Origin of the sequence: Chryseobacterium indoltheticum (assembly GCF_003815915.1) — a bacterium.
Classification (GTDB): domain Bacteria; phylum Bacteroidota; class Bacteroidia; order Flavobacteriales; family Weeksellaceae; genus Chryseobacterium; species Chryseobacterium indoltheticum.
Map to the genome: position 1 here is coordinate 3,223,614 of NZ_CP033929.1, position 21,568 is coordinate 3,245,181.

At 36.3% G+C, this 21,568-nt stretch carries 21 protein-coding genes; 5 read left to right on the forward strand and 16 right to left on the reverse strand.

The window, feature by feature from the left end; translation table 11 throughout:
• Positions 1-42: 42 nt before the first annotated feature.
• The 11 genes from EG358_RS14960 to EG358_RS15010 form a co-directional block, all read right to left on the reverse strand.
• A complete protein-coding gene (locus EG358_RS14960) occupies positions 43-1,815 on the reverse strand; it encodes an amidohydrolase (RefSeq protein WP_076560809.1) in 1,773 nt (590 codons plus the stop codon).
• 65 nt (positions 1,816-1,880) lie between these two features.
• Entirely contained in the window at positions 1,881-2,570 is a 690-nt protein-coding gene (locus EG358_RS14965; protein ID WP_076560807.1) for a hydrolase, read from the reverse strand.
• 367 nt (positions 2,571-2,937) lie between these two features.
• Complete coding sequence (locus tag EG358_RS14970; protein ID WP_076560805.1) at positions 2,938-3,813, reverse strand: pirin family protein; 876 nt, start codon at positions 3,811-3,813, stop codon at positions 2,938-2,940.
• A 310-nt stretch (positions 3,814-4,123) separates the two neighbouring features.
• The gene (locus tag EG358_RS14975) at positions 4,124-4,708 is read right to left on the reverse strand and encodes a Crp/Fnr family transcriptional regulator (RefSeq protein WP_076560803.1); all 585 of its coding nucleotides are present in this window, start codon (positions 4,706-4,708) and stop codon (positions 4,124-4,126) included.
• 9 nt (positions 4,709-4,717) lie between these two features.
• Positions 4,718-5,029 carry a hypothetical protein gene (locus EG358_RS14980; protein WP_076560801.1) on the reverse strand — a complete coding sequence of 104 codons (312 nt, stop codon included), beginning with the start codon at positions 5,027-5,029 and terminating at the stop codon, positions 4,718-4,720.
• Between the two features lie 31 nt (positions 5,030-5,060).
• Positions 5,061-6,671 (reverse strand): Na+/H+ antiporter, encoded by a 1,611-nt coding sequence (locus EG358_RS14985; protein WP_076560799.1) that lies wholly within the window; start codon positions 6,669-6,671, stop codon positions 5,061-5,063.
• 139 nt (positions 6,672-6,810) lie between these two features.
• Entirely contained in the window at positions 6,811-7,158 is a 348-nt protein-coding gene (locus tag EG358_RS14990; RefSeq protein ID WP_076560797.1) for a cupin domain-containing protein, read from the reverse strand.
• A gap of 223 nt (positions 7,159-7,381) precedes the next feature.
• Positions 7,382-8,008 (reverse strand): alpha/beta hydrolase, encoded by a 627-nt coding sequence (locus tag EG358_RS14995; RefSeq protein ID WP_076560940.1) that lies wholly within the window; start codon positions 8,006-8,008, stop codon positions 7,382-7,384.
• A 4-nt stretch (positions 8,009-8,012) separates the two neighbouring features.
• The gene (locus EG358_RS15000) at positions 8,013-8,966 is read right to left on the reverse strand and encodes a VOC family protein (protein WP_076560795.1); all 954 of its coding nucleotides are present in this window, start codon (positions 8,964-8,966) and stop codon (positions 8,013-8,015) included.
• A 38-nt stretch (positions 8,967-9,004) separates the two neighbouring features.
• Positions 9,005-9,298 (reverse strand): GNAT family N-acetyltransferase, encoded by a 294-nt coding sequence (locus EG358_RS15005; protein WP_076560793.1) that lies wholly within the window; start codon positions 9,296-9,298, stop codon positions 9,005-9,007.
• A 58-nt stretch (positions 9,299-9,356) separates the two neighbouring features.
• Entirely contained in the window at positions 9,357-10,289 is a 933-nt protein-coding gene (locus EG358_RS15010; protein WP_076560791.1) for a ring-cleaving dioxygenase, read from the reverse strand.
• A 210-nt stretch (positions 10,290-10,499) separates the two neighbouring features.
• Here EG358_RS15010 and EG358_RS19910 point away from each other — a divergent pair, with 210 nt between their 5' ends.
• The 5 genes from EG358_RS19910 to EG358_RS15035 all read left to right on the forward strand — a co-directional run bounded on the left by EG358_RS19910 (position 10,500) and on the right by EG358_RS15035 (position 16,560).
• The gene (locus EG358_RS19910; RefSeq protein ID WP_262487813.1) at positions 10,500-10,631 is read left to right on the forward strand and encodes a hypothetical protein; all 132 of its coding nucleotides are present in this window, start codon (positions 10,500-10,502) and stop codon (positions 10,629-10,631) included.
• 331 nt (positions 10,632-10,962) lie between these two features.
• A complete protein-coding gene (locus EG358_RS15020; protein ID WP_164462485.1) occupies positions 10,963-11,406 on the forward strand; it encodes a sugar dehydrogenase complex small subunit in 444 nt (147 codons plus the stop codon).
• Positions 11,403-13,466: a GMC oxidoreductase gene (locus tag EG358_RS15025; RefSeq protein WP_076560787.1), complete on the forward strand. Its 2,064-nt coding sequence runs from the start codon at positions 11,403-11,405 to the stop codon at positions 13,464-13,466. The genes EG358_RS15020 and EG358_RS15025 overlap by 4 nt, the downstream gene beginning before the upstream one ends.
• 6 nt (positions 13,467-13,472) lie before the next feature.
• Positions 13,473-14,963 carry a ferritin-like domain-containing protein gene (locus tag EG358_RS15030; protein WP_076560785.1) on the forward strand — a complete coding sequence of 497 codons (1,491 nt, stop codon included), beginning with the start codon at positions 13,473-13,475 and terminating at the stop codon, positions 14,961-14,963.
• Positions 14,964-14,997: 34 nt separating this feature from the next.
• Positions 14,998-16,560 carry a peroxidase, FMP-type gene (locus EG358_RS15035; protein ID WP_228421363.1) on the forward strand — a complete coding sequence of 521 codons (1,563 nt, stop codon included), beginning with the start codon at positions 14,998-15,000 and terminating at the stop codon, positions 16,558-16,560.
• Positions 16,561-16,733: 173 nt separating this feature from the next.
• On the opposite strand, the gene bioA is transcribed toward EG358_RS15035, so the two are convergent.
• From bioA to EG358_RS15060, 5 genes are all read right to left on the reverse strand, one after another.
• Entirely contained in the window at positions 16,734-17,999 is a 1,266-nt protein-coding gene (bioA, locus tag EG358_RS15040; RefSeq protein WP_076560783.1) for an adenosylmethionine--8-amino-7-oxononanoate transaminase, read from the reverse strand.
• 31 nt (positions 18,000-18,030) lie between these two features.
• Positions 18,031-19,053 carry a biotin synthase BioB gene (gene bioB / locus EG358_RS15045; protein WP_076560780.1) on the reverse strand — a complete coding sequence of 341 codons (1,023 nt, stop codon included), beginning with the start codon at positions 19,051-19,053 and terminating at the stop codon, positions 18,031-18,033.
• Complete coding sequence (bioD, locus tag EG358_RS15050; protein ID WP_076560938.1) at positions 19,050-19,703, reverse strand: dethiobiotin synthase; 654 nt, start codon at positions 19,701-19,703, stop codon at positions 19,050-19,052. The genes bioB and bioD overlap by 4 nt, the downstream gene beginning before the upstream one ends.
• A 104-nt stretch (positions 19,704-19,807) precedes the next feature.
• The gene (locus EG358_RS15055; RefSeq protein WP_076560778.1) at positions 19,808-20,917 is read right to left on the reverse strand and encodes an aminotransferase class I/II-fold pyridoxal phosphate-dependent enzyme; all 1,110 of its coding nucleotides are present in this window, start codon (positions 20,915-20,917) and stop codon (positions 19,808-19,810) included.
• Positions 20,910-21,533 carry a hypothetical protein gene (locus EG358_RS15060; protein ID WP_076560775.1) on the reverse strand — a complete coding sequence of 208 codons (624 nt, stop codon included), beginning with the start codon at positions 21,531-21,533 and terminating at the stop codon, positions 20,910-20,912. Before EG358_RS15060 ends, EG358_RS15055 begins: the two co-directional genes overlap by 8 nt.
• Between the last annotated feature and the right edge of the window lie 35 nt (positions 21,534-21,568).

Here is a 21,568-nt window from a genome sequence, read left to right on the forward strand (position 1 = left end):
AGGAGGGGAATTTTTTGCGAAATTATTTTGTTTAAATCTTAGTTATTTTGTCTGGTAACCTCCGTAGTATTTTACAGGAGACCATTCTGGAAGTACCGGAAGTGCAGCTGGAGAAACATTTTTGTAGGTTTCGTCTCCATAAACCACCTTTCCGTCAACGATGGTTAATTTGGAAGTAATGTCTTTGATTTCTTCTTCTTCAACACTGAAATAATCTTTGTCTAAAATTATAAGGTCTGCAAAATATCCTTTTTTGATTTTTCCTTTTTCGTAATCCTTTATCAATTCATATCCTCCAAAAGTTGAAAGTGATAACGCTGTTTTTCTGTCTAAAGCATTTTCTTTGGCCATCACTTGAGTTCCGCCCAAGGTTTTCCCTGAAGTAATCCAGTACAAAGCCACCCACGGATTATAACTTGCGACTCTGGTTCCGTCTGTTCCTAATCCTACAGGAATTCCCATTTCCAGCATTTTTTTAACTGGTGGAGAAGCTAAAGCAGCCTTTTTCCCATAACGGTGGATAAAACTTTCACCCTGATACGCCATTCTATGCTGCACTGCAATACCGCCATTTAAAGCTTTGATGCGTTTCATATTATCTTCAGAAACCGTTTCTGGGTGGTCGAAAAACCAGACCAATCCGTTCAAAGGCGTTTCTTGATTTACTTCTTCGATGACGGTTAAGAATCTTGTGATGCTTTCATTGTACGTGGCGTGGATTCTGAAAGGCCATCTTTTTTTTACCAAAAGACTTACGACTTCTTTCATACTTTTCTCCATCGTTGCAGGCAATTCGGGTCTTGGGAAAAGGAAATTTTCAAAATCTGCGCCGTCTGAAACCAGATTTTCGCCGCCACCTTCTACGTGATAATCGATTCCGTTGTGGTCGTTGTGCCCGTGGTCATCGATGTCTACCATTCCTGTCCATTTGGTGTAATCTGATAATTCAGAACCTTTCTTTTGAGCGAACAGATAATAAGGCAAACGAACCGTAATTTTTCCTTTTTTGTTCAAAGCATCGGTTGTTCCGTAATCATCTGGGAAATTTTGAAAACCACCGCCCGCATCCATCACAGCCGTCACGCCAAGACGATTCAGTTCGGTCATATATTGCAGTGTGGAATTTTCTTTTTCCGCTTCGGTCAGCTCAGGCAATTTTGCCAAAGTTGAATAAAGAATAAACGCATTTGGTTCTGCAACTAAAAGACCTGTCGGGTCGCCGTTGCTGTCTTTTTCAATCAGACCCTGCATTGGGTTTGGCGTTTCACCATTGATATTTAATTGTTTCAAACCTGATTTATTCAGCCACGCTTTTCCGTAGAGATACATTACGAAAGCCGGAACATCGCCTGTAGCTTCATTGATTTCTGCCAAAGTTGGAAGTCTTTTTTCCTCAAACTGATACTCGTTCCAGCCACCAATCACTCTTACCCATTGACCTTTTGGCGTTCTCTGAGCCTGTTCTTTCAACATTTCCAAAGCTCTTTTCAAAGTTTTTACACCGTCCCAGCGAAGCTCTGTATTGTAAAATCTCCCGCCTCGGATGACGTGTAAGTGACTGTCAAACAATCCCGGAATCACACGATTTCCTTTAGCATCAATGATTTTTGTAGCGCTTCCTTTTAGTTTTAAAATCTGGGCATTTGTTCCCGTCTGGAAAATTTTGTTGTCTTTAATAGCAACCGCCTGAACTTCCGGATTTTTATCATCCATTGTGGTGATTTTCCCGTTGGTTACAATTAAATCTGCTTTCTGAGCATTGAACATTCCGGCACCTAAGACGAATGAGAATAGAATTTTATGGAGTGGTTTCATAATCTACTTTTTAATGGGTTGAAGAAAAAGGCAGGTCGGTTTTCAACCTGCCGTTGTTGAATTGTTTAGTGTTTAAGCATATCCTGAGCGTACTGAATTCCCAATCCGTAAGCACCACCATATTTTTTCATTAAATCATTGACCGGTTTGTACGTTTCTTTTCTAGACCAATCTCTCTGTAATTCAAGAACATACTGAACTGACGTAATCGGATGTGCACCGGCCTGAACCATTCTTGTAACAGCCTGGTCGTGAGCTTCTTTTGAAATATCACCTGAAGCATCCGTAATGACATACACTTCATAACCTTCGTCGATGGCCGATAAAGCCGGACCCACGATACAAACGCTCGTCCATAATCCTGCGAAAACCAATTTCTTTTTATTTTTTCCGGTAATCGCTTTGTGAGCATTAAGATCTTCCCAAGTATTCATCGTGGTTCTGTCTACATATCCGCTTGTTGCTTCAGGATAAACTTCCGAAATTTCCGGGAAAACAGGTCCGGCGAAAGATTTTTCTGCTACTGTTGTTACCACGGTCGGAATGTTGAAGATTTTTGAACCGCCTGCAATTAATGCTACATTGTTTCTTAATTCCTCCATGCTAATGCTTTTTGTTGCGAATGCCATTTGCCCTTCGTGGTCAACTAAAACCAGAGCGTGGTTGGTTGGGTTCAGCATCGTTTTTCCGGGTTTCTGAGCAAATGCTGTTACTGATAATACTACTGTTGCGAATGTTAAGATTAAGTTTTTCATAATGTTTAATTTTTAAATGTTGTTGTTTATTTTTATTGATAATTAAATTCTGTCTGAAGTATTTGTTTGATTTTGATATGACAAATTTAGGGCGGTTAGAAACCCTACACATTTAACTAGTTTAATAAATTACATTTCTAAAAAAAATTTAAATCCTTTTTATTGTTCATTATAGACAGGCACTTTTAAATCAATAAAAAAAACATTTACACAGCATATTAATACTCTAACAATCAATTATTTAAACTCAATCAAACTTAAAAGAAGATTTAGTTTAAAACAAAAAAAATAGGCTCAGATAATAAAATCCAGGCCTATTTTCTATAAACATTTCACTCTCCTAAAAGTGACTGTTTAATTTTTTCAACTACATCGTCATCGGAACTTCCATCAATAAAATTCCTGTACCTTCTGTTGTTGATTTGATATTTAAATCTGCAATATCCCAAACTCCGAAACCGTCTCTCGTTTCCACTTTTTGTCCTTCAATTTCTGCGCTTCCTTTTAAAATAAAAGCATAAATACCGTTTCCTTTTTTCTTGATTTGATAATTGGTTTCAATATTATTTTCGAAGTTTCCTAAATGAAACCAGGCATCCTGATGAATCCAAACCCCTTCGTCATCTGTGTTGGGAGACAATATCTGCTGAAATTTATTCTGACCTTTTGTTTTGTCTAAAGTAATCTGGTCATATCGCGGTGCAACATTTCTTTTGTTTGGATACACCCAGATTTGAAGAAACTTCACCAAACTGTCATTATTTTTATTGAATTCGCTGTGCATAATTCCGGTTCCGGCACTCATCACCTGAATGTCTCCACTCTTGATAATCGCCGAATTTCCCATACTGTCTTTGTGCTCCAAATCACCTTCCAAGGGAATACTGATGATTTCCATATTGTCGTGGGGATGCGTTCCGAAACCTCTTCCCGCTTCCACTTTGTCATCATTCAAAACTCTGAGAACACCAAAATGCATTCTTTCCGGATTGTGATAATTCGCAAAACTGAACGTATGATTGCTCACCAACCAGCCGTGGTCTGCCTTCCCTCTGAAATCCGCTTTGTGAATCACAGAATTGTCTTTGATTTTTGAATCTGTATTTGGTAAATGATTGTATCCAATCGGTTCCAGTGGCTCGATTTCGTCAATTTCATTTTTCATTGTATTTCCCAATGAAGCGGTTGCTACAAACATTCCTGTTCCGAGTAACCCTTTCTTTAAAAAATCTTTTCTGTCCATATCTGTTTTGTTGTTTATTCGTTATTGATAGGACAAATGTATGGTGATGGAAATTGCTGCGCATTTAACTAGTTTAATAAATATATTTTAAGCAAAAAAATGTCTGATATTTTCACATCCGACATCATCTATTTTAAATACTATGAATGTCCGTACTTAGTAACAACTTAGTTTTTGGCAGTTTGTTTGTCATTCCGGTAGGAATCTAAACTGCTTTATTTTCAGTGTGCTGAGATTCCTACCGGAATGACAAAATGACTGCTGATTCTAGCATTATGATTAAAAATGGACATGTATTTAAAATACTAAGTTATTTCTCTTTCGTCGCCAAACGTTTTCTGATCGTACTAACAAATTCTTTAGAAACACCCAGATAAGAAGCAATATAATATTGCGCAACTCTCTGCGGAATTGTAGGATACACTTTTATAAATTCCAGATATCGGTCAGATGCACTTTTTGAAATTGTATTTACCAGACGGTTTTGAAGAGTAAACAGATTTCTCTGAACCAACATTCTGAAAACCCTTTCAAATTTTGGAATTTCCTGCAAAAGCTTTTCTTTGGTGGTCGGACTCAGCATAAAGATTTCTGAATCTTCAATCGTTTCAATATATAAATTGGAAGGTTTTTGATCCTGAAATGAGGCAATATCGCTGATCCACCAATCTTCGATGGCAAACAAAATCGTCACTTCAAAACCATTATCATCAAGATAATAAGCCCTTAAACAGCCTTTGTGAATGAAGCCTTCGAACTGGCAAATTTCGCCTTCACGTAATAAAATTGTTTTTTTGGGAACTGATTCACAAACCAGTAAATCGGTAAATATTTTTTCTTCCTCACTACTCAAAGTGATAAAACGGGTAACGTTCCTGATGATATTTTCAAACATAAAATAAGTTTACGGCTGCAAATTAGGAAAAAGTGCGTAAACTTCATTCTTTAAAAGCCCGCTTCCGCCGCCGTAATGGTCGATAACCTTCACTTCTTTATCTAAATTTTCACAAAACATTTTTATATTATTCTCAAATTCCTGATCTAATCCTGAACTCAGAAGAACGATATCTACCTGATTTTCTTTTATATAATCATAACAAACGCTTTCATCGTTTTGAATTTCAGCCTTCCAGCCTTCATTATTTTCGATAATTCTTTTTAGGGTATCAAGAATTTCCTGATTTTTCCCAATGACTAGAAATTGTAATTTTTTCATTTCTTCAAATATTAATTGCGACTGATTTACTTTATAAATGTTTGTTGCCTGTAATTTTCAATTCATTTAAATCTAATTGCGATTCTGCTTTTCGTATTTCGTCGTCACTGAATTGTTTTTCACGTTTTATTTTGAATAACTCTTTTCTCTGTAAAGCAAAAATATCGAGCATGATTTTGTGATATTCATGTAAATCATTTCTCCTGTTTGTGCATGTTTCTAAAGATTCGAGATGACTTTGCTGCTGCGAAATATCATTTTCAATGGTGTTTTTAAAATTTTCAACCAAACTATTTGTTTCTAAATTTGATTGATATTTTTCGTTTAATCTTTCCACTGCAAGATTATCTAGTCTGATTTGGATATTTGCCTGTTGCTCATGTGACGGCAAAATAGGATCAAGTTCATCGATTTTAGTCCATTTAATAATTAAAGGAAGCGTTAAACCCTGAAAAACCAATGTCACAAAAATAACTACAAACGTGATGAAAATAATTAAATTTCTGTGTGGAAATGTTGATTGTTCGTTCATCATCACCGGAATTGATAAAGCGGTTGCCAAAGAAACTACGCCGCGCATTCCTGCCCAACCAATAATCAGCGGATTTTTCCATCCCGGACTTGGATCTTTGCGTATTTTTTTACTGAACCATCGCGGGACGTGCGCCACAGGATAAATCCACAACAGACGAACAAAAATTACAATGAGACTGATAATCAATCCGTATTTTATCCCTTCCATGACTGATGTTTCGCCCAAACCGTTGATAATATCAGGAAGTTCTAATCCTATTAAAACAAAAACCAACGCATTCATCACAAAAATCAGCGTATTCCAGACACCGGTCATATTGATTCTTGTAGTTCCTGTTTTAAATATTTCGTGAGAACGGAATGACATAAACAATCCTCCGCTTACTACCGCCATTACTCCTGAATAATGAAAATGTTCTGCTGAAAGAAATAAAATATAAGGCGTCATTACCGTTAAAGCAGCATCAATTGCGGGTGTTGTTGGTAAAAATCTGTGAATAGCATAAAAAATATGAGCGCCTACAATTCCTACTACAACTCCCATTCCTGCAACCAGGAAAAACTGTCCCGTTGCTTCTTGCATAGAAAATACACCTGTCATCACGGCGGCTAAAGCAAATCTGAAAACAATAAGTGAAGAAGCATCGTTGATCAGACTTTCACCCTCCAGCATTGCGATGGTACGTTTTGGCACTTTCAGACCTTTCAAAACGGTTGTTGCAGCAATTGCGTCTGGTGGCGAAACAATTCCTCCTAACAGAAAGCCCATTGCCAATGTAAATCCCGGGATTAAGGCCTGTGAAGCAAATGCCACGACAATGGACGTCAGGAAAACCAGTCCGAAAGCCAGTAATCCGATGGTGCGTTTCCATTTCCAGAAATCGTTCCACGAGGTGTACCAGGCTGCTTCATATAAAAGTGGTGGTAAAAAAATCAGGAAAATAATTTCAGGATCTAATTTCAAAACCGGAACTCCCGGAATAAGGCTGATCCCCAATCCCGCCAATACTAAAAAAATGGGATAGGCAATTTTGATACGCTGCGCCAGCATGACCAGCAACATGACGATCAGTAAGAGTCCGAGTATAAGTAGTAAATCTTCGTGCATAGTTCGTTTTTTTTAAGATGTTAGATCTTAGATGTTAGATGTTAGATGAAAAATAGAGGTTTAGCATTAAGATCTTTTATCTTTTATCTTTTATCTTTTATCTTTTATCTTTTATCTTTTATCTTTTATCTTTTATCTTTTATAAATGTATAAAAAGTGATGTTCTTTCCTTCTTTTCAAGGTTTTTTGTTTTGTGACCTTTTCCGGAAATATCTTCCACCAAAAGTATTTCGCCTGTTTGAAATTTCCTGACTTCACCTAGCGAGGTTTCTATTTCCACGCCGCCATCCAAAAGTACAATATATTGTTTTTGTGGAGCGTGGTGAAAATTGTAATCATAATCAGCGGAAACTTTTCTGAACTGTAATTTCTTAACAGCTATATTTTCTGATAAAAATCCGATCTCACCTTGATTAATTAACGGAATTTCGACTTCTTCAAAATGAGACTCGCCGTTGTCGTCACTTAATATTTTTGTGATTTTCATAATATTTTAAATTAAATTTCTTTTGTCTTAAAACAAAAGAAACAAAAGTTCAAGACTTGGAAACTGAATGCTAAAAATTTAAATTTAATCCTAAAATTCCCAAAACTTGCGCGAATTCAACATTCATCCTTCGATTCAAAATTTATGTCGCGCTTCGAACAGTGGGAATTTTTTAACGTATTAATTTTAAATTTCCTTAACGCTTCAGTTTCCGATGTCGATTTTAATTCTGTTTAAAAATAATAGAATTTGCTAATTCAATTTCCTCCTGATTGATAGAATGTCCGAAGTTAGCATAAACTTTTTCGGTAACATCAGCATTCATTTCCTTTAAGATATTTGCCGTAGCATACACCCTTTCTACCGGAACGTGGAAATCGGGATCGCTTGTTCCTAAAAAAATCGGAGTCTGTGCAAAATCCCCTTTATAATTTTCACGATTAATTTTATCTCCGATTACGCCACCGATAATCGCCGCAGCGCCACCAAATCTTTGAGCATTTCTTGCTAAAAACTCCAGTGTAAGACATGCTCCTTGGGAAAATCCGAAGAAATAAATATTTTCAGTTTTTATTCCAGCATCCAAAGCAGTTTGAACTGTCTTTCCGATAGTCTCAATAGCTGATGATAACCAAGGTTCGTTCTGCTCAACGGGAGCAATGAAGGATAAAGGGTACCACGATCCATTGGTTGCTTGTGGCGCCAGTAAGGCATAATCTTCTACATTCAGATGCTGTGATAAACTCAAAATATCGTCTGCACTTCCACCTCGCCCGTGAATCATTATTAAAGCTTTCTCAGCTTCAGTAATAGATTTTCCTGCTGTTTTTATATCTAAAATATGACTCATTATTTTATCTGTATTTTTCTGTTGGATAATTAAATTTTGGTAGAACATCATTTAAATGTTCTCTCTTTTCTTCAAATTGCGCTGGCAAACTCAGGCTTTCACCCAAAGATGCAAGTTCCTCATCGACATCGAATCCCGGTCCCGAAGTGGCGATTTCAAATAAAACTCCGCCCGGTTCTTTAAAATATACGGAAGTAAAATATTTTCTGTCTTTTACCTCGGTATGCTCCAAACCGAATTTGTTTAATTTCTCTATCATTTCAAGCTGAGTTTCTGCAGTAGGAGTTGCAAAAGCCACGTGATGAACAGTTCCCCGACCTGCAAGACCCTTTAGAGAATCTGGCGCAGCAACCAAATCAACATATTTTCCCGGAAAATCTTCTGTCCCAAGACGTACTCTGTTTGAAGATTCTGCAATGACTTTATGATCCATTTGAGTAGTCAAAAGTGCTGAGGTTCTTTCATAAGCATTAAGCCAAATCTCTACATGATGAATTCCTTTAATGGTATAATCTTTTGGAATAAAGCCATTATAGTAACCTTTCCGATCATCTTTATCATTAAAAACCAACTCCAATCCCAATCCGTCAAAATCTTCAAGATAAATAAAAACTTCACCTGAAAACCTCTCTTGTGGCTGCTTGTAAGGAATATTAAACTGATCCAGACGATTAAGCCAATAATCTAATGCTTCCATCGAGGCCGAAAAAGCTGTTGTATTGAGCATTCCTTTTCCGTGTCTTCCGTTCACAAGATCTTTTCCGTAAGGAAAAGTGGTCATAATCGTTCCGGGAGTTCCGAATTCGTCTCCGAAATAGAAATGATAAACATCTGAATAATCAAAATTAACGGTTTTCTTTACCAATCGAAGCCCTAAAACTCCTGTATAAAAGTCTATATTTTCCTGTGAGTTGCCAGTAATAGCGGTGACATGATGAAGTCCTGTGATGAGTGCCATAATTTTAGATTGTTGGTTGATAGTTGTTGGTTGATGGTTTAGTTTTCTTTAAGCCAAACGTCATTATATTCTTCCGGATTGCGTTTGAACTGTGCGTGAACGTATGGACACAACGGCACAATTTTCAAATCGTTTTCTCTTGCATAAGAAACAAGTTTTTCTAATAATAATTTCGCTAAACCTTTTCCCGCATACTCTTCATCAACTTCCGTATGATAAACGGTTAATTTTTTTCCGATCACCGAAATATCCATTTTCCCGGCTTTGTTATTGTCTGAGAAAAGTTGAATTTCTCCTTTTGCGTTTCCTAAAACTACTTCTGTTCTTTCCATTGTATTAATTTTTTTTGATATTGCTAAATTAAGGTGTCTTCTAAAATTAAATGATGACCTATGATAACTTCGGTAAGGCATTTTCAATTCTTTCTCGTAAAGCTTCGTGCTGTTTTGGAAGTTTTAAATTTTTTCCTAATTCGTTCAGGGGCTCATCAACAGTAAATCCCGGGTTGTCGGTTGCTATTTCAAACAGAACGCCACCCGGCTCGCGGAAGTATAATGAATAGAAATAATCTCTGTCTATCTTCGGAGTAATGCTCAATCCTGCAGACATTACTTTCTCACGGAATTCCATTAAAACCTGATCATCTTTTACCCTGAATGCAACATGGTGATTGGTTCCGGCAGCATTTCTTCCGGCCAGAATCTTATCACTTTCAATAATATCTACAAGATTTGCTGTTTCGATTGCATCGGTTGCAAAACGGTATCTTTCACCTTCTTGTTTTTGCAGGTCGTACCCAAAAATATCAGTTAATACTTTTATTGTGGGATCTGCTTTTTTTAATGTTAAAGTAATATTATGAAAACCTTTTAATGCATTTTCGTCTTTGATATCATCTGTTGTCCATACTTTTCTGTCATCAGGAGTTGATGATTCGATGAACTGTAGCTGTAAACCGTCAGGATCTTTGAATGAAATCAATTTTTCGCCAAAAATTTCATTTTCTTCAACATTTATATTAAACTGTTGTAATCTGTTTTTCCAAAATTCTAAGCTTCCTTTCGGTACAGAGTATCCGATGTGAGTTGCCAAGCCGGTTCCGTTACTTCCTTGTCCGATTCCTTCCCAAGGAAAAAATGTCAAAATTGTTCCCGGAGTTCCTTCTTCATTTCCAAAGTAAAAATGATACGTGCCCAGATCATCAAAATTTACCGTTTTCTTTACCAACCTTACTCCTAAAACCTGAGTATAAAAATCTAAATTTCTTTTTGCGTTGTCTGCAATTGCAGTGATGTGGTGCAGCCCTAATATTCTATTTTGCATTTTCTTTAATTTTGATATGACAAATTTAGGATGATCAGAATTGCTGCACATTTAACTAGTTTAATAAATGATGTTTTAATCTTTAATAAAATTTAATCTCACTGAAAATCAATTATGCTTAAATTGATCTTAAATGCAAGCTTCATCTTTATTGATTTGACGATTCCTTTATAGGGGTACAACAGAGAAGGTGCCGATATAAAAGAAGGCGTGCAGAGAAACTTGTGGAGACAAGGCATGATGGGCGGAATTGTTGCTCATTACGACGAAATTAAAGCATTTTCTGAAACTGATTTTACAGAAGATCTAAAGGCGGTTGATATTCTTTTTAAGTACATTTAATAATTTAATTATAAATATCTCATAAAATAGAAATATTCTAAATTAAATTACAATAGATGACTAAAATTATTATTTAAAAAAGCTTTTCTATAATCATTATAAATACCACATCAATATTTTATTGTAGTATAAATACTGAATTTCACTCAGAAAAAACTCAATAAATTTGGATAACTAAAACTAATAACCATGTCTAACTTAAAAAAACTTCACAAAATTTCTATGCGGTCTGATCAAGACTAAAACCATGTCACCTTTTTATTTTCGATTGTATTAATGTCTTCCTAAAATGATAAGAAGACCAGTTATTTTAACACCAAATTTCAACGAAATGATTATCCAAAAAATCTTCAACGTCGACGATTATTATTACGACGTGTTCATGGCTATCTCAGAATCTCTCACAGGATTTTCCGTGAACGAACTGCAATCTACAGGCTTAGCCGAGACTTATTACACGCATATTCTTCATCAGATAGAAAGTGTAACGTTTACAGAATTTCTGAATATTTCTAAAGATATTCTTGAAAATTCTACTACACAGAATCAACTCAACAACGCCATTTCTTCTGACATTCTTGCCAATCCTGCGACTCAGGATATTGCCAACAGCATTATCACGCTTTGGTACCTAGGAACCTGGGAAGGCGCTTACATCAACGATCTGTCTTACAAAGAAGGATTGGTCTGGAACTTGATGCAAGCTCATCCACCCGGAGCAAAACAGCCTGGCTTTAAATCTTGGGGCGTAAAACCTGTAAACAGCAACTCATGAATCAAAAAGAAAAACCACAACAGAAAAAAGATGTAATCATTGTAGGAACGGGAATTGCCGGATCGCTGATTGCAAAACTTTTAACCGATCATGTTTTTGATACAGAAAAAGGAAAAATGATCCACCGTTCTGAAATGAACGATTCAAAAACATATAAAGAATTATCTATTCTCATGTACGAAGCCGGTTTAGAAGCCGGAATAGAACTGGATTCTGCAACTTCTATGACGACTTACAACGACTACATTCGCAAGTTTTATATGGAAGAAGCTAAAGTTCCGAACTCGCCTTATCCGAATCTGAAACAGGCACCTTCACCCAATGTTTTAGATATGGAACCCATCATTCCACCGTTTCCTGATAAAAAAGGATATTTGGTTCAGTTTGGTCCGATGCCTTTTGCGAGTGATGCCATAAGAGTTGGAGGCGGCACTACCCTTCACTGGTTGGGAACTACACCGAGAATGCTTCCGAATGATTTTAGATTAAAAGAAAAATACGGCCGAGCAATGGACTGGCCAATTGATTATGAAACTCTAAAGCCTTATTATGAAATGGCTGAGTTTGAAATAGGAGTTTCCGGAAATGTTTCTGCTCAGGAATATCCAATCCAGGAAAATATGGAAGAATATTATGGTAAAGATTATGTCTTTCCGATGGATGAGATCCCGCAAAGTTATATGGATCAGCAGATTATTAACGGATTAGCAGGAACGTCGGTTCAGTTGAATTTTAAGAATATCCCATTGACGATGGTTCCTTCGCCCCAGGGAAGAAATTCTACTCCAAATATTGCTTACGGAAAAGCAAAATTAATCAAAGCCAATTCTTCAGAATCCGGATATAAATTATCCTTAAATAATATTGAAAACGAAGATTACAAAGCATTAGGCGCAGTTTGGAATCCTTACATGGGAGAACGTTGCGAAGGAAATGCTTCATGCGTTCCGATCTGTCCGGTTCAGGCAAAATACAACGCTTTGAAAACCCTGAAAAAAGCACTTTATAAAGTCAATAAAAACGAAAACCTGCAGAGAAATCCTCATATTCAGATTCAGGCGCAGAGTGTTGTTTATAGATTAAGTGTGGATCAGGCTAATCAGGAAAAAATTTCAAAAGTTCATATAAGAAGATACACTTCCAGAGAAAAAACAGATTTTGTTGAAGAAGAAATCGACACTACAAATTCTGTTGTCATTCTTGCAGCCAATGCTTTTGAAAACCCTAAAATTCTTTTAAATTCAAAATACACCGTTATCGAAAACGGGCAAAAAGTCGAAAAAACGGTTGCCAACAGAAGCGATCAGGTAGGAAGAAATTTGATGGATCATATGGTCATGCTTACTTGGGGATTATTTCCAGAGCCGGTATATTCTTACAGAGGTCCCGGTTCTACCACCAATATTTCATCTTTCCGAGACGGGGATTTCAGGAGCGAATTTTCTGCATGGATTTCTCCATTGGATAATTGGGGATGGAGTTGGCCTGCGTTTTCACCGGGATCTGATCTTTCAGAATTTTTGGGACAGGGACTTTTCGGCGAAGAATTAAAAGAAGCGTTAACCTACAGACTTTCGAGACAGGTTTTATTTCATTTTGAAATTGAACAGCTTCCGAATCCGAACAACAGAGTCACCATTAATGATCAATATCTTGATGCATTGGGAATTCCGCGTCCTGTTATCAATTATGAATTGAATGAATATGAAATGAGAGCAATGGAACAGGCAAAATTGGCTTCCGACCAAATGTTTGCAAGATTAAACATTGAAGATTTCACAAAATATAACGCGACAGACAACAACACTTTTGTGTACAACAATGTGAGATATTCTTACAACGGAGCCGGTCATATCGTGGGAACTCACAGAATGGGCGACACGCCGGATGATTCTGTAACCAACAGTTATTGTAAATCTTGGGATCACCCGAATTTATACATCGTCGGTGCAGGAAACATGACCACTTTAGGAACTTCAAATCCTACATTAACCTTATCAGCATTCACAATACGTTCGGTAGAATCTATATTGAAGGATCTGGAAACAATTTTAAAATAGAAAGAAATGAGACAAAGACTTATCAATAAAACAGAACCTCAGGAAACTAGCCTTTCTTCAAAAAGTTCTTTAGCCCAAAATACAATCGAAGCAGAGGCAATTTCGCTTCAGTCATTATTATTTGATTCTACAATAAATAAACAAGACTGGATTGAAGGATTAAAATACCATAGCAAAACACTCACAAACCTGTTATTAAATAATCAGATTAAAGAATTTAATGAGTACTTAAGCGCACAATTTTCCGGCAAAATTTCAAGTTTGCAACCTTCTGCAGAACTTTCAAAAGGGCAACTTTCTGAAATTAAAAAAGGATTAACGGAATTAGATTATCGCCCGATTTTACAAGATCTTCTGCAAACGGCAATTTTAATCGAACATTCTACGATTCCACCTTATCTTACCGCTTTATATTCGATTAAAGACGGAACCAATATTTTAGCATCACAAATTATCAGAAGTGTTGCAGTGGAAGAAATGCTTCACATGATTATGGTTTGTAATGTAATGAATGCTGTGAGTATTCAGCCGTCGGTAAACAGGCCTCAGAACTACCCTACTTATCCGATGAAATTGCCGATGAATGTTGATTTTTTTGTTGGTCTGGAAACTTTTTCTACAAACAGCATTGCTACTTTTATTGCTATTGAAAGCCCAAGTAATCCGTTGGTAAAAGCTCCGAAATATACCTCTGAAGTAGAAAATTCGGCCTTATATTCTAAAAGTGCTGTTCAGGAAAATAATCTGTGGACGCTGGAAAACATGAAAGATTTTATGATGCAGAATGTTCATACAATTGGTGAATATTATGATGTTTTATTCTTTTACATCGTTGTTTTTCAAATCATTGCTTATTACAAGGCGAACGGAAAACTTCCGCAAAATTTTGAAGAATTAAACAAAGGCGGAATTTTCACTGGAGATCCCGCAAAGCAGATTCGTCCGGAACAGTATTACGGAAGCGGTGGAAAACTACATCCTGTAGAAGCTTTGGATGGAGTAATTGCTGTTTTTCAGGAAATTAAAGGACAAGGTGAAGGTGCAGACGATTCTATTTTTGATGTAGATCCTTCGCAGTTTGAGGAAGGTGCAGAATTGGCGCATTATTTCAGATTTAAAGAAGTTTTTCATGAGCATTTTTATCTTGGAGGAGACTACAGACCTTTCACCGATGAAAACGGAATGATGCCTGTAACCACGCCACCTGTAGGAAAAGAATTACCTGTTGACTGGAACGCAGCTTACCCGATGAAACCCAACCCGAAAATCAGCGATTACCAATCGAATCCGCAATTGTACGCACAGGGAAAAGCATTTAACCAAACTTACAAAAATCTATTGGATGCCATTCAGGCTGCAGTAGAAGGTAATGCGAAAGAATTGGAAAAATCAATCATGTACATGTACGCTTTGAAAGAACAGGCCATCGGATTGATGAGTCAGCCTTTAAATTCGACTCAAAATGCAGGACCAACTTTTGAATATGCTGCAAATTAAATTTAAAACTAAAACCATCAAAAACTAATAAATCATGTTAAAAAGAAATAAAGAAATTTTTGGACAGGAAAATCAGTTTTCAAGAGCTGCTGCTCCAAATCAGGATCAAGACCCGAAAGGCTATCTTGCCAATTTAATGAACGGATACTCGAAACTTTTGATCGATGATCCTATGAGACCTTTTAGTGAAGAAAATCTTCAGGAAATTGCAAATAATGTAGATTATGGTGTTTTGGAAGCACTGAATGGCACTTGGGTAAGTTATAATGCCAATTACAATACAAACATCGGAAGACCTTCGCTGGGAAGCGGAATACATACGACCATCATGCCTTCTCCGGGTACAAATCCGAGTACAATTCCCGGAAAATTCAGCTTTGATACGGAAGAATATATTGAAAAGTTAACTTTCGAAATCGTTCCCGGCGGTGTTCGTAACCGTGGTGGTGCAACCGAATTATTTTGTGGTGCTGTAAAATACGATCAAACCATTAAAAGTGTAAATAAAGTAGAAGGAAATCCAGATTTGCAATACGCCGGAATTCATGAAGAAAACGGAATGTATCTTTGGCTTAGTGATGTTTACAATTATGCTGCAACGAAAGAAACTATAGAAAAAGATCGTGGAATTCACGCATTTTCTACCGAAGATTTTGAAAAATACGGATACAAAGGAGAATACAGAAATGAGCCATTGGTTGAAGTAAAAGACGAAAACGGTAATTCTTCATACATTCTTTTGAGCCAGTTGAAAGAAGGTCAGAAATATTACGAAATTATTCCGGCGCAGGAAATTAAACCAATGGATGGAATCACGGGGCCCTATTTTATCCCTGACTATTCTATTTCACGAAGTGGTGTTATTCCGCACGGAAGCACAATTACTGTGTTGGGAGATATTACCCCAGAAAGTGTCGATAAGAAAACTTATTATCTTAGAAAAGGTACCCCAAAATTTCCTACCGGTATTGCAACCTGGGATCCTCCTCATCTTGCTATCTCACCAACTATGGGAGGTGCGGGCGGTGCAATTAATCTTGACGAACCAGCTCCGGCTTGGGTTCACGAAACATTAAACGATGAAAACGATCCCGGTTCAAACAAAATATATACGCAGAGAATATTGGCAGATGAGCTATATCCTTACTGCGTAAGACCCGATATGCGATTAAGAGATACATTGAGCGGACAAACTGTTGCCAATTATGTCCTAATCCAAATGTCATCAAAAATGCCAACCGGTGCACAAGGTGGAATTTTAAATGTACCTTTCGTTAATCGATTTGTACCCACTGTAGAAATAGAATTTAACTTGTGGATTGAAACCGTGATTGAAGACGGAAAAGAAATTTTTCAGCTGCAATATGAGCAAATTATATTTTTCGAATTTGATTTTGGAAATGATGGCGGTACAACAAGCTGGCCACACATTCAGGTAAATACACTTCGAAAAATTGAGGACATTCCTGCTGATCAGAGAAAAGTAATTGAAGAGCAATTCTTCAACGCTCCTTCTGCAATGAGTATGACAACACCTGCCTCAATTACCGAACGTGTCGTAAATCCTCCTTCAGGTTGCCCTTATCACAAAAGTTAACATAAGAAAGTTTGGAAAAAGAATTACTTTTTTCTGAATATCAATCATCTTTCATTCCTCATTTAAGGATAAATTAATAATTAGAAAAAATAAACATTTCAGTATTGAAATGTTTATTTTTTTATGGTTTTAAACAAAATTTAAAAGAATTTATAGCAAAATATTAAACCTTTTTAAATGAAATTCAGTACTTCTAAAATATTTTCATAAATGAAATTTAATTCTTCTGAACTGATACAGTAAGGCGGAACCAAATACATCACATTTCCTAACGGACGCATAATAATTCCCCGCGACAAAAATTCATCATACACTTTTTTTCCTATCTCATTAAAATAAGAAGTTTTATGATCATTTTTAATTTCCCACGCTAAAATAGTTCCGGTTTGTCGTACGTTTTCAACTTTCGAATGTCCTCTTAAAACTTTTGAAAAACAAAAATGCTGCTCTGAAATTCGCTGAATACTTTGTTGAGTTTCGTTATTTAATAAAAGTTCCATGCTTGCTAAAGCCGCAGTACAAGCTAATGGATTTGCTGTAAAAGAATGCCCATGAAACAACGTTTTATATTTATCATCTGACAAAAAAGCATTGTAAATCTCATTTGAACAAGTTGTAATTCCCATAGGCATCGTTCCGCCCGTCAAACCTTTAGAAAAACACATAATATCTGGCTTTTCTGAAAGATAATTAGCTGCAAACAATTTTCCTGTTCTTCCAAAACCGGTAAAAACCTCATCCTGAATCATCAAAATTTCCTGTGCTCTGCAGAATTTCATTAACTTATCTAAATCTTCAGCATTGTACATCAGCATTCCTGCAGCCCCCTGAATGAGCGGTTCATAAATGAAACAAACGACTTCATCCTGATACGTTAAAATCTGAGATTTGAGATCTTCAATATTTTCAGAAGTAGGAGTATCAATAAAAATGACTTCAAACAGCATCTCTCCGAAAGGCTTCGTCCAAACACTTCTTCCGCTCACCGACATTGCCCCAAAAGTATCGCCGTGATAAGCGTTTTTAAATGCTAAAATTTTTGTCTTTTCTTTTCTCTGATTGTACGCATTTTGAATGCACATTTTCAAAGCAACTTCCACCGCTGTCGAGCCATTATCAGAATAGAAAACTTTCTGCTGATTTTGAGGAAGAAGCTTTAGTAAATTTTCAGAAAGCTGTATCGCTGGCTCATGGGTAAAACCTGCAAAAATAACCTGCTCTAAAGTATTTAACTGTTCAGAAACTCGTTGTGCAATGTAAGGATGCGCATGACCGTGAAGCGTAACCCACCATGAAGAAACCGCATCGATATACTTATTTCCTTTATCATCAAAAAGGTAAACTCCTTTTCCTTTAGCGATCGGGATAGCATCATCTGCAGTTTTCATTTGCGTATAAGGATGCCAATTGACGGCTCTGTCTCGCTCTTGTAAATTCATTGTTTAGGGTTTAGGGTTTAGGGTTTAGGGTTTAGGGTTTAGGGTTTAGGGAAAATAATTCATAATTCATAACTTTTTTCGTTTCCTTTTTCTTCATCGGTTTTAATCCTAAAGTCTGCAGCATTTGCATATCTTCAGAAACTCCCGGATTTGGTGTTACCAATAAAGTTTCTCTTTCGCCTGTAAAAATTGAGTTTGCTCCTGCCATAAAGCACCATCCTTGTTCAAATTCTGTCATTTCAATTCTTCCTGCGCTCAAACGAACCATTGATGAAGGCATTACAATTCTTGCGGTAGCAATCATTCTTACCATTTCCCAAGTATTGGTTTTTTCGTTATTTTCAAGAGGAGTTCCTGCCACTCTTGCCAAGGCATTAATCGGAACAGATTCAGGATGTTTTGGCATTGTAGCCAATGTTAACAGCATTGAAATTCTGTCTGCATGAGTTTCGCCCAAACCGATAATTCCGCCCGAACAAACTGTAATTCCTGCTTTTCTGACGTTGTTGATGGTATTAATTCTATTATCAAAAGTTCTTGTCGAAATAATTTCTTCATAATACTGTTCTGAAGTATCCAAATTGTGATTATAAGCATACAAACCAGCCTGTTCAAGGCGAACAGCCTGCTCTTCCGTCAACATTCCGAGCGTACAGCAAACCTCCAATCCGAGTTCATTTACACCTTTCACCATGTCGATAACGCGGTCAAAATCACGGTTGTTTCGCACTTCTCGCCAAGCTGCAGCCATACAGAAACGGGAAGAACCGTTGTCTTTTGCTTTTTGGGCATGTTCGATTACTTTTTCAGTTGGTAATAAAGCATGAACTTTAATATTGGTGTGATAACGTGCAGCCTGTCCGCAATACGAACAATCTTCTACACAACCACCCGTTTTTATGGATAAAAGAGTTGACATCTGTACCTCTTCCGGATTGTGCCATTCTCTGTGAACGGTTGCTGCTTTATAAATCAATTCAAGGAGAGGAAGATTGTAGATTTCTTCAATTTCTTCTTTCGTCCAATCATTTCTCAATTTTACTTTATCTTTCATATTTTTTCTAATTGTTTTGTAATACGTTCTATGTTTTCTTTTGTTATGTTTTCTATCTCGGGAATTCTTATAATTTTGGTTTCCTCCTGAATGTTTTTACAGATTATTCTTTCTGTATCTGCAGGGAAACTTCCATTTAAAATCAGATATTCCAGCTTGATATTTTTTTGTTCTAAAGCCTTCAATGACAATAAAGTATGATTAATGCATCCTAAATAATTTCTCACAACCAAAGCAACGGGAAGGTTTAGTTTTTCAATTAAATCGATAATAAATTCATCATCAGAAATTGGAACCATTAATCCTCCTGCTCCTTCTACAATTAAATTATTTTGAGTTTCAGGAAGTTTAAAATCATTACCGGTAATTAAAATTCCTTCTTCCAAAGCCGACTGATGAGGTGATGCTGCAAGTTGCAATCGATATCTTTCAGGATGAATGATTACATTTTCACCAACCCATTCTTTAATTTTCATACTGTCTGAAAAATGTAAATCTCCGGATTGAATGGGTTTCCAGTAATCAGCTTTAAAGTATTTTGTTAAAATTGCCGAACAAACAGTTTTTCCTATTTCGGTTCCAATGCCCGTGATGAAAAGTTTTTTTTGTTGTACGTTTTGTATTTCTAATTTTTCTTTTTTTATATCCATATTTTTATCCATCTAGTTTGTCATTCTGCAAGAATCTCAACTATTGAAAATAAATTCTTTGCTTAGATTCCTGCGGAATGACAAAAGTCACGTTGTTTTTTACATTAAATAAAATCCTTAATTACCTTAGTCATACCAATAATTTCTTCTTCTGTATTGAAGCTATGAAGGCAAATCCTCAGTCTTTCTGTTCCCTGTTTTACAGTTGGACTAAAGACAGCATAGGTTAAAAATCCCTCATTCAATAAAGTTTCCTGCAAATCTTTCAAACGGTGATTATCCGAAACTAAAACTGCCTGAATCGGACTATTTTCAGAAGACGGAGTTTTTATATTTTGTTGATGAAAAATTTTAATATTTTGCTGTAATCCGGAAGATGCATTTTTGTTTGCTTTTAAAAATTCATATCCAGTTCTTATACTTCTCCACTGAACATCCTGACCTGCAGTTGTGTAAATAAATGGTGATGCAAAATTGACAAGATAAGATTTGATGACCTTATCACATAAAATCGTTGCGCCATGTGAACCGAGCGCCTTCCCGTAAGTGATTACCGTTGCCAAAACCGACGTTTGTAATTGATATTTTTCAACCAAACCATATCCAAAAACACCAAAAGTATGAGCTTCGTCTACAATTAGAAAAGCATTATATTTTTTAGCGATTTCTGCAATTTCCTGAATCGGTGCAAAATCCCCATCCATGGAGTACAGACTCTCAATTGCAACGTAACAATTTCCGTTTTGTCTTTTTAAAATCTGTTCAAGATCCTCAACATCATTATGCTTAAATTTTAATTTTCTCGCATGTGACATTTTACAAGCATCATGTACGGAACGGTGAATTTTTTCATCAACAATAATAGTATCATGACGGTTCGGAAGTGTAGAAAACAAAGCTAAATTGGCATTGTATCCGGAAGAAAAAAGCAATGCAGATGAACTTTTATGCTCTTTTGAAATAAAATTTTCTGTTTCGATAACTTCTGTACCGTTTCCGCTGATCAATCTCGAACCGGTACTTCCTGAAAGCAAATGAGGATTTTCATTAATCTGTTTTAACAATAAATTTTGTAACTCTTTATTTCTTGCCAATCCCAAATAATCATTAGAATAAAAATCGATACCTTCAGATTTAGGTTTTAATATTCTTAAAGTCTGATTTGCTTTTCTTTTATCCAGAGCCTCCCGAAAATAATGAAGATGATTAAGCATAATCCGGTTTCATCACTTCTTCAGTTATCGCATTAACCCAATCGATATGCAAATCTTTTTCAATTTCTATAATTTTCTCCGCGTGCGGTTTCCAGTTCTCAGAAAATTCATCTAATTGATGAATCATTTCTTCCAAATGTCCCTCTTCTTCCAATATAATAGATTTCACCATCACTTTTGAATTGGTTTTGGTAAGAACTTCCTGATATACGGGATATAATTCGTCGGCACGAACTTCAATTGCATACGTCACAAAAAGATAGGCCGCATATTTTAGCTCCTCTTTTGTTAAATCGAAATGAGCATGAAGATATTTGCAAGCTTTCACATCCAAAGCGTGAAGATATTGACGTGTTGCAATCGGTGCTAAAAGTTCATTCGCTTCGTAGGTTTTGCACCATTCAGCATTGATTTTTCCAATCTGCTTTTTGAGGTAATACGCATGACGATGCTCTTCACAAGCATGTTTAAGCTGAATTAAATTTACTTTTGTAGGATGTTCGCAAGCAGAAATTTTTCTCGCTCCTGCATTCTCCATAAAAGAGAGTGTATTGAGCCATTTTGAATGAGCTTTATTATCGCTTACGATATTATCAATAAGGCTATAAAATTCCATTTGTTTTTATTTTTGTTTCAAAAGTAGTATATTAC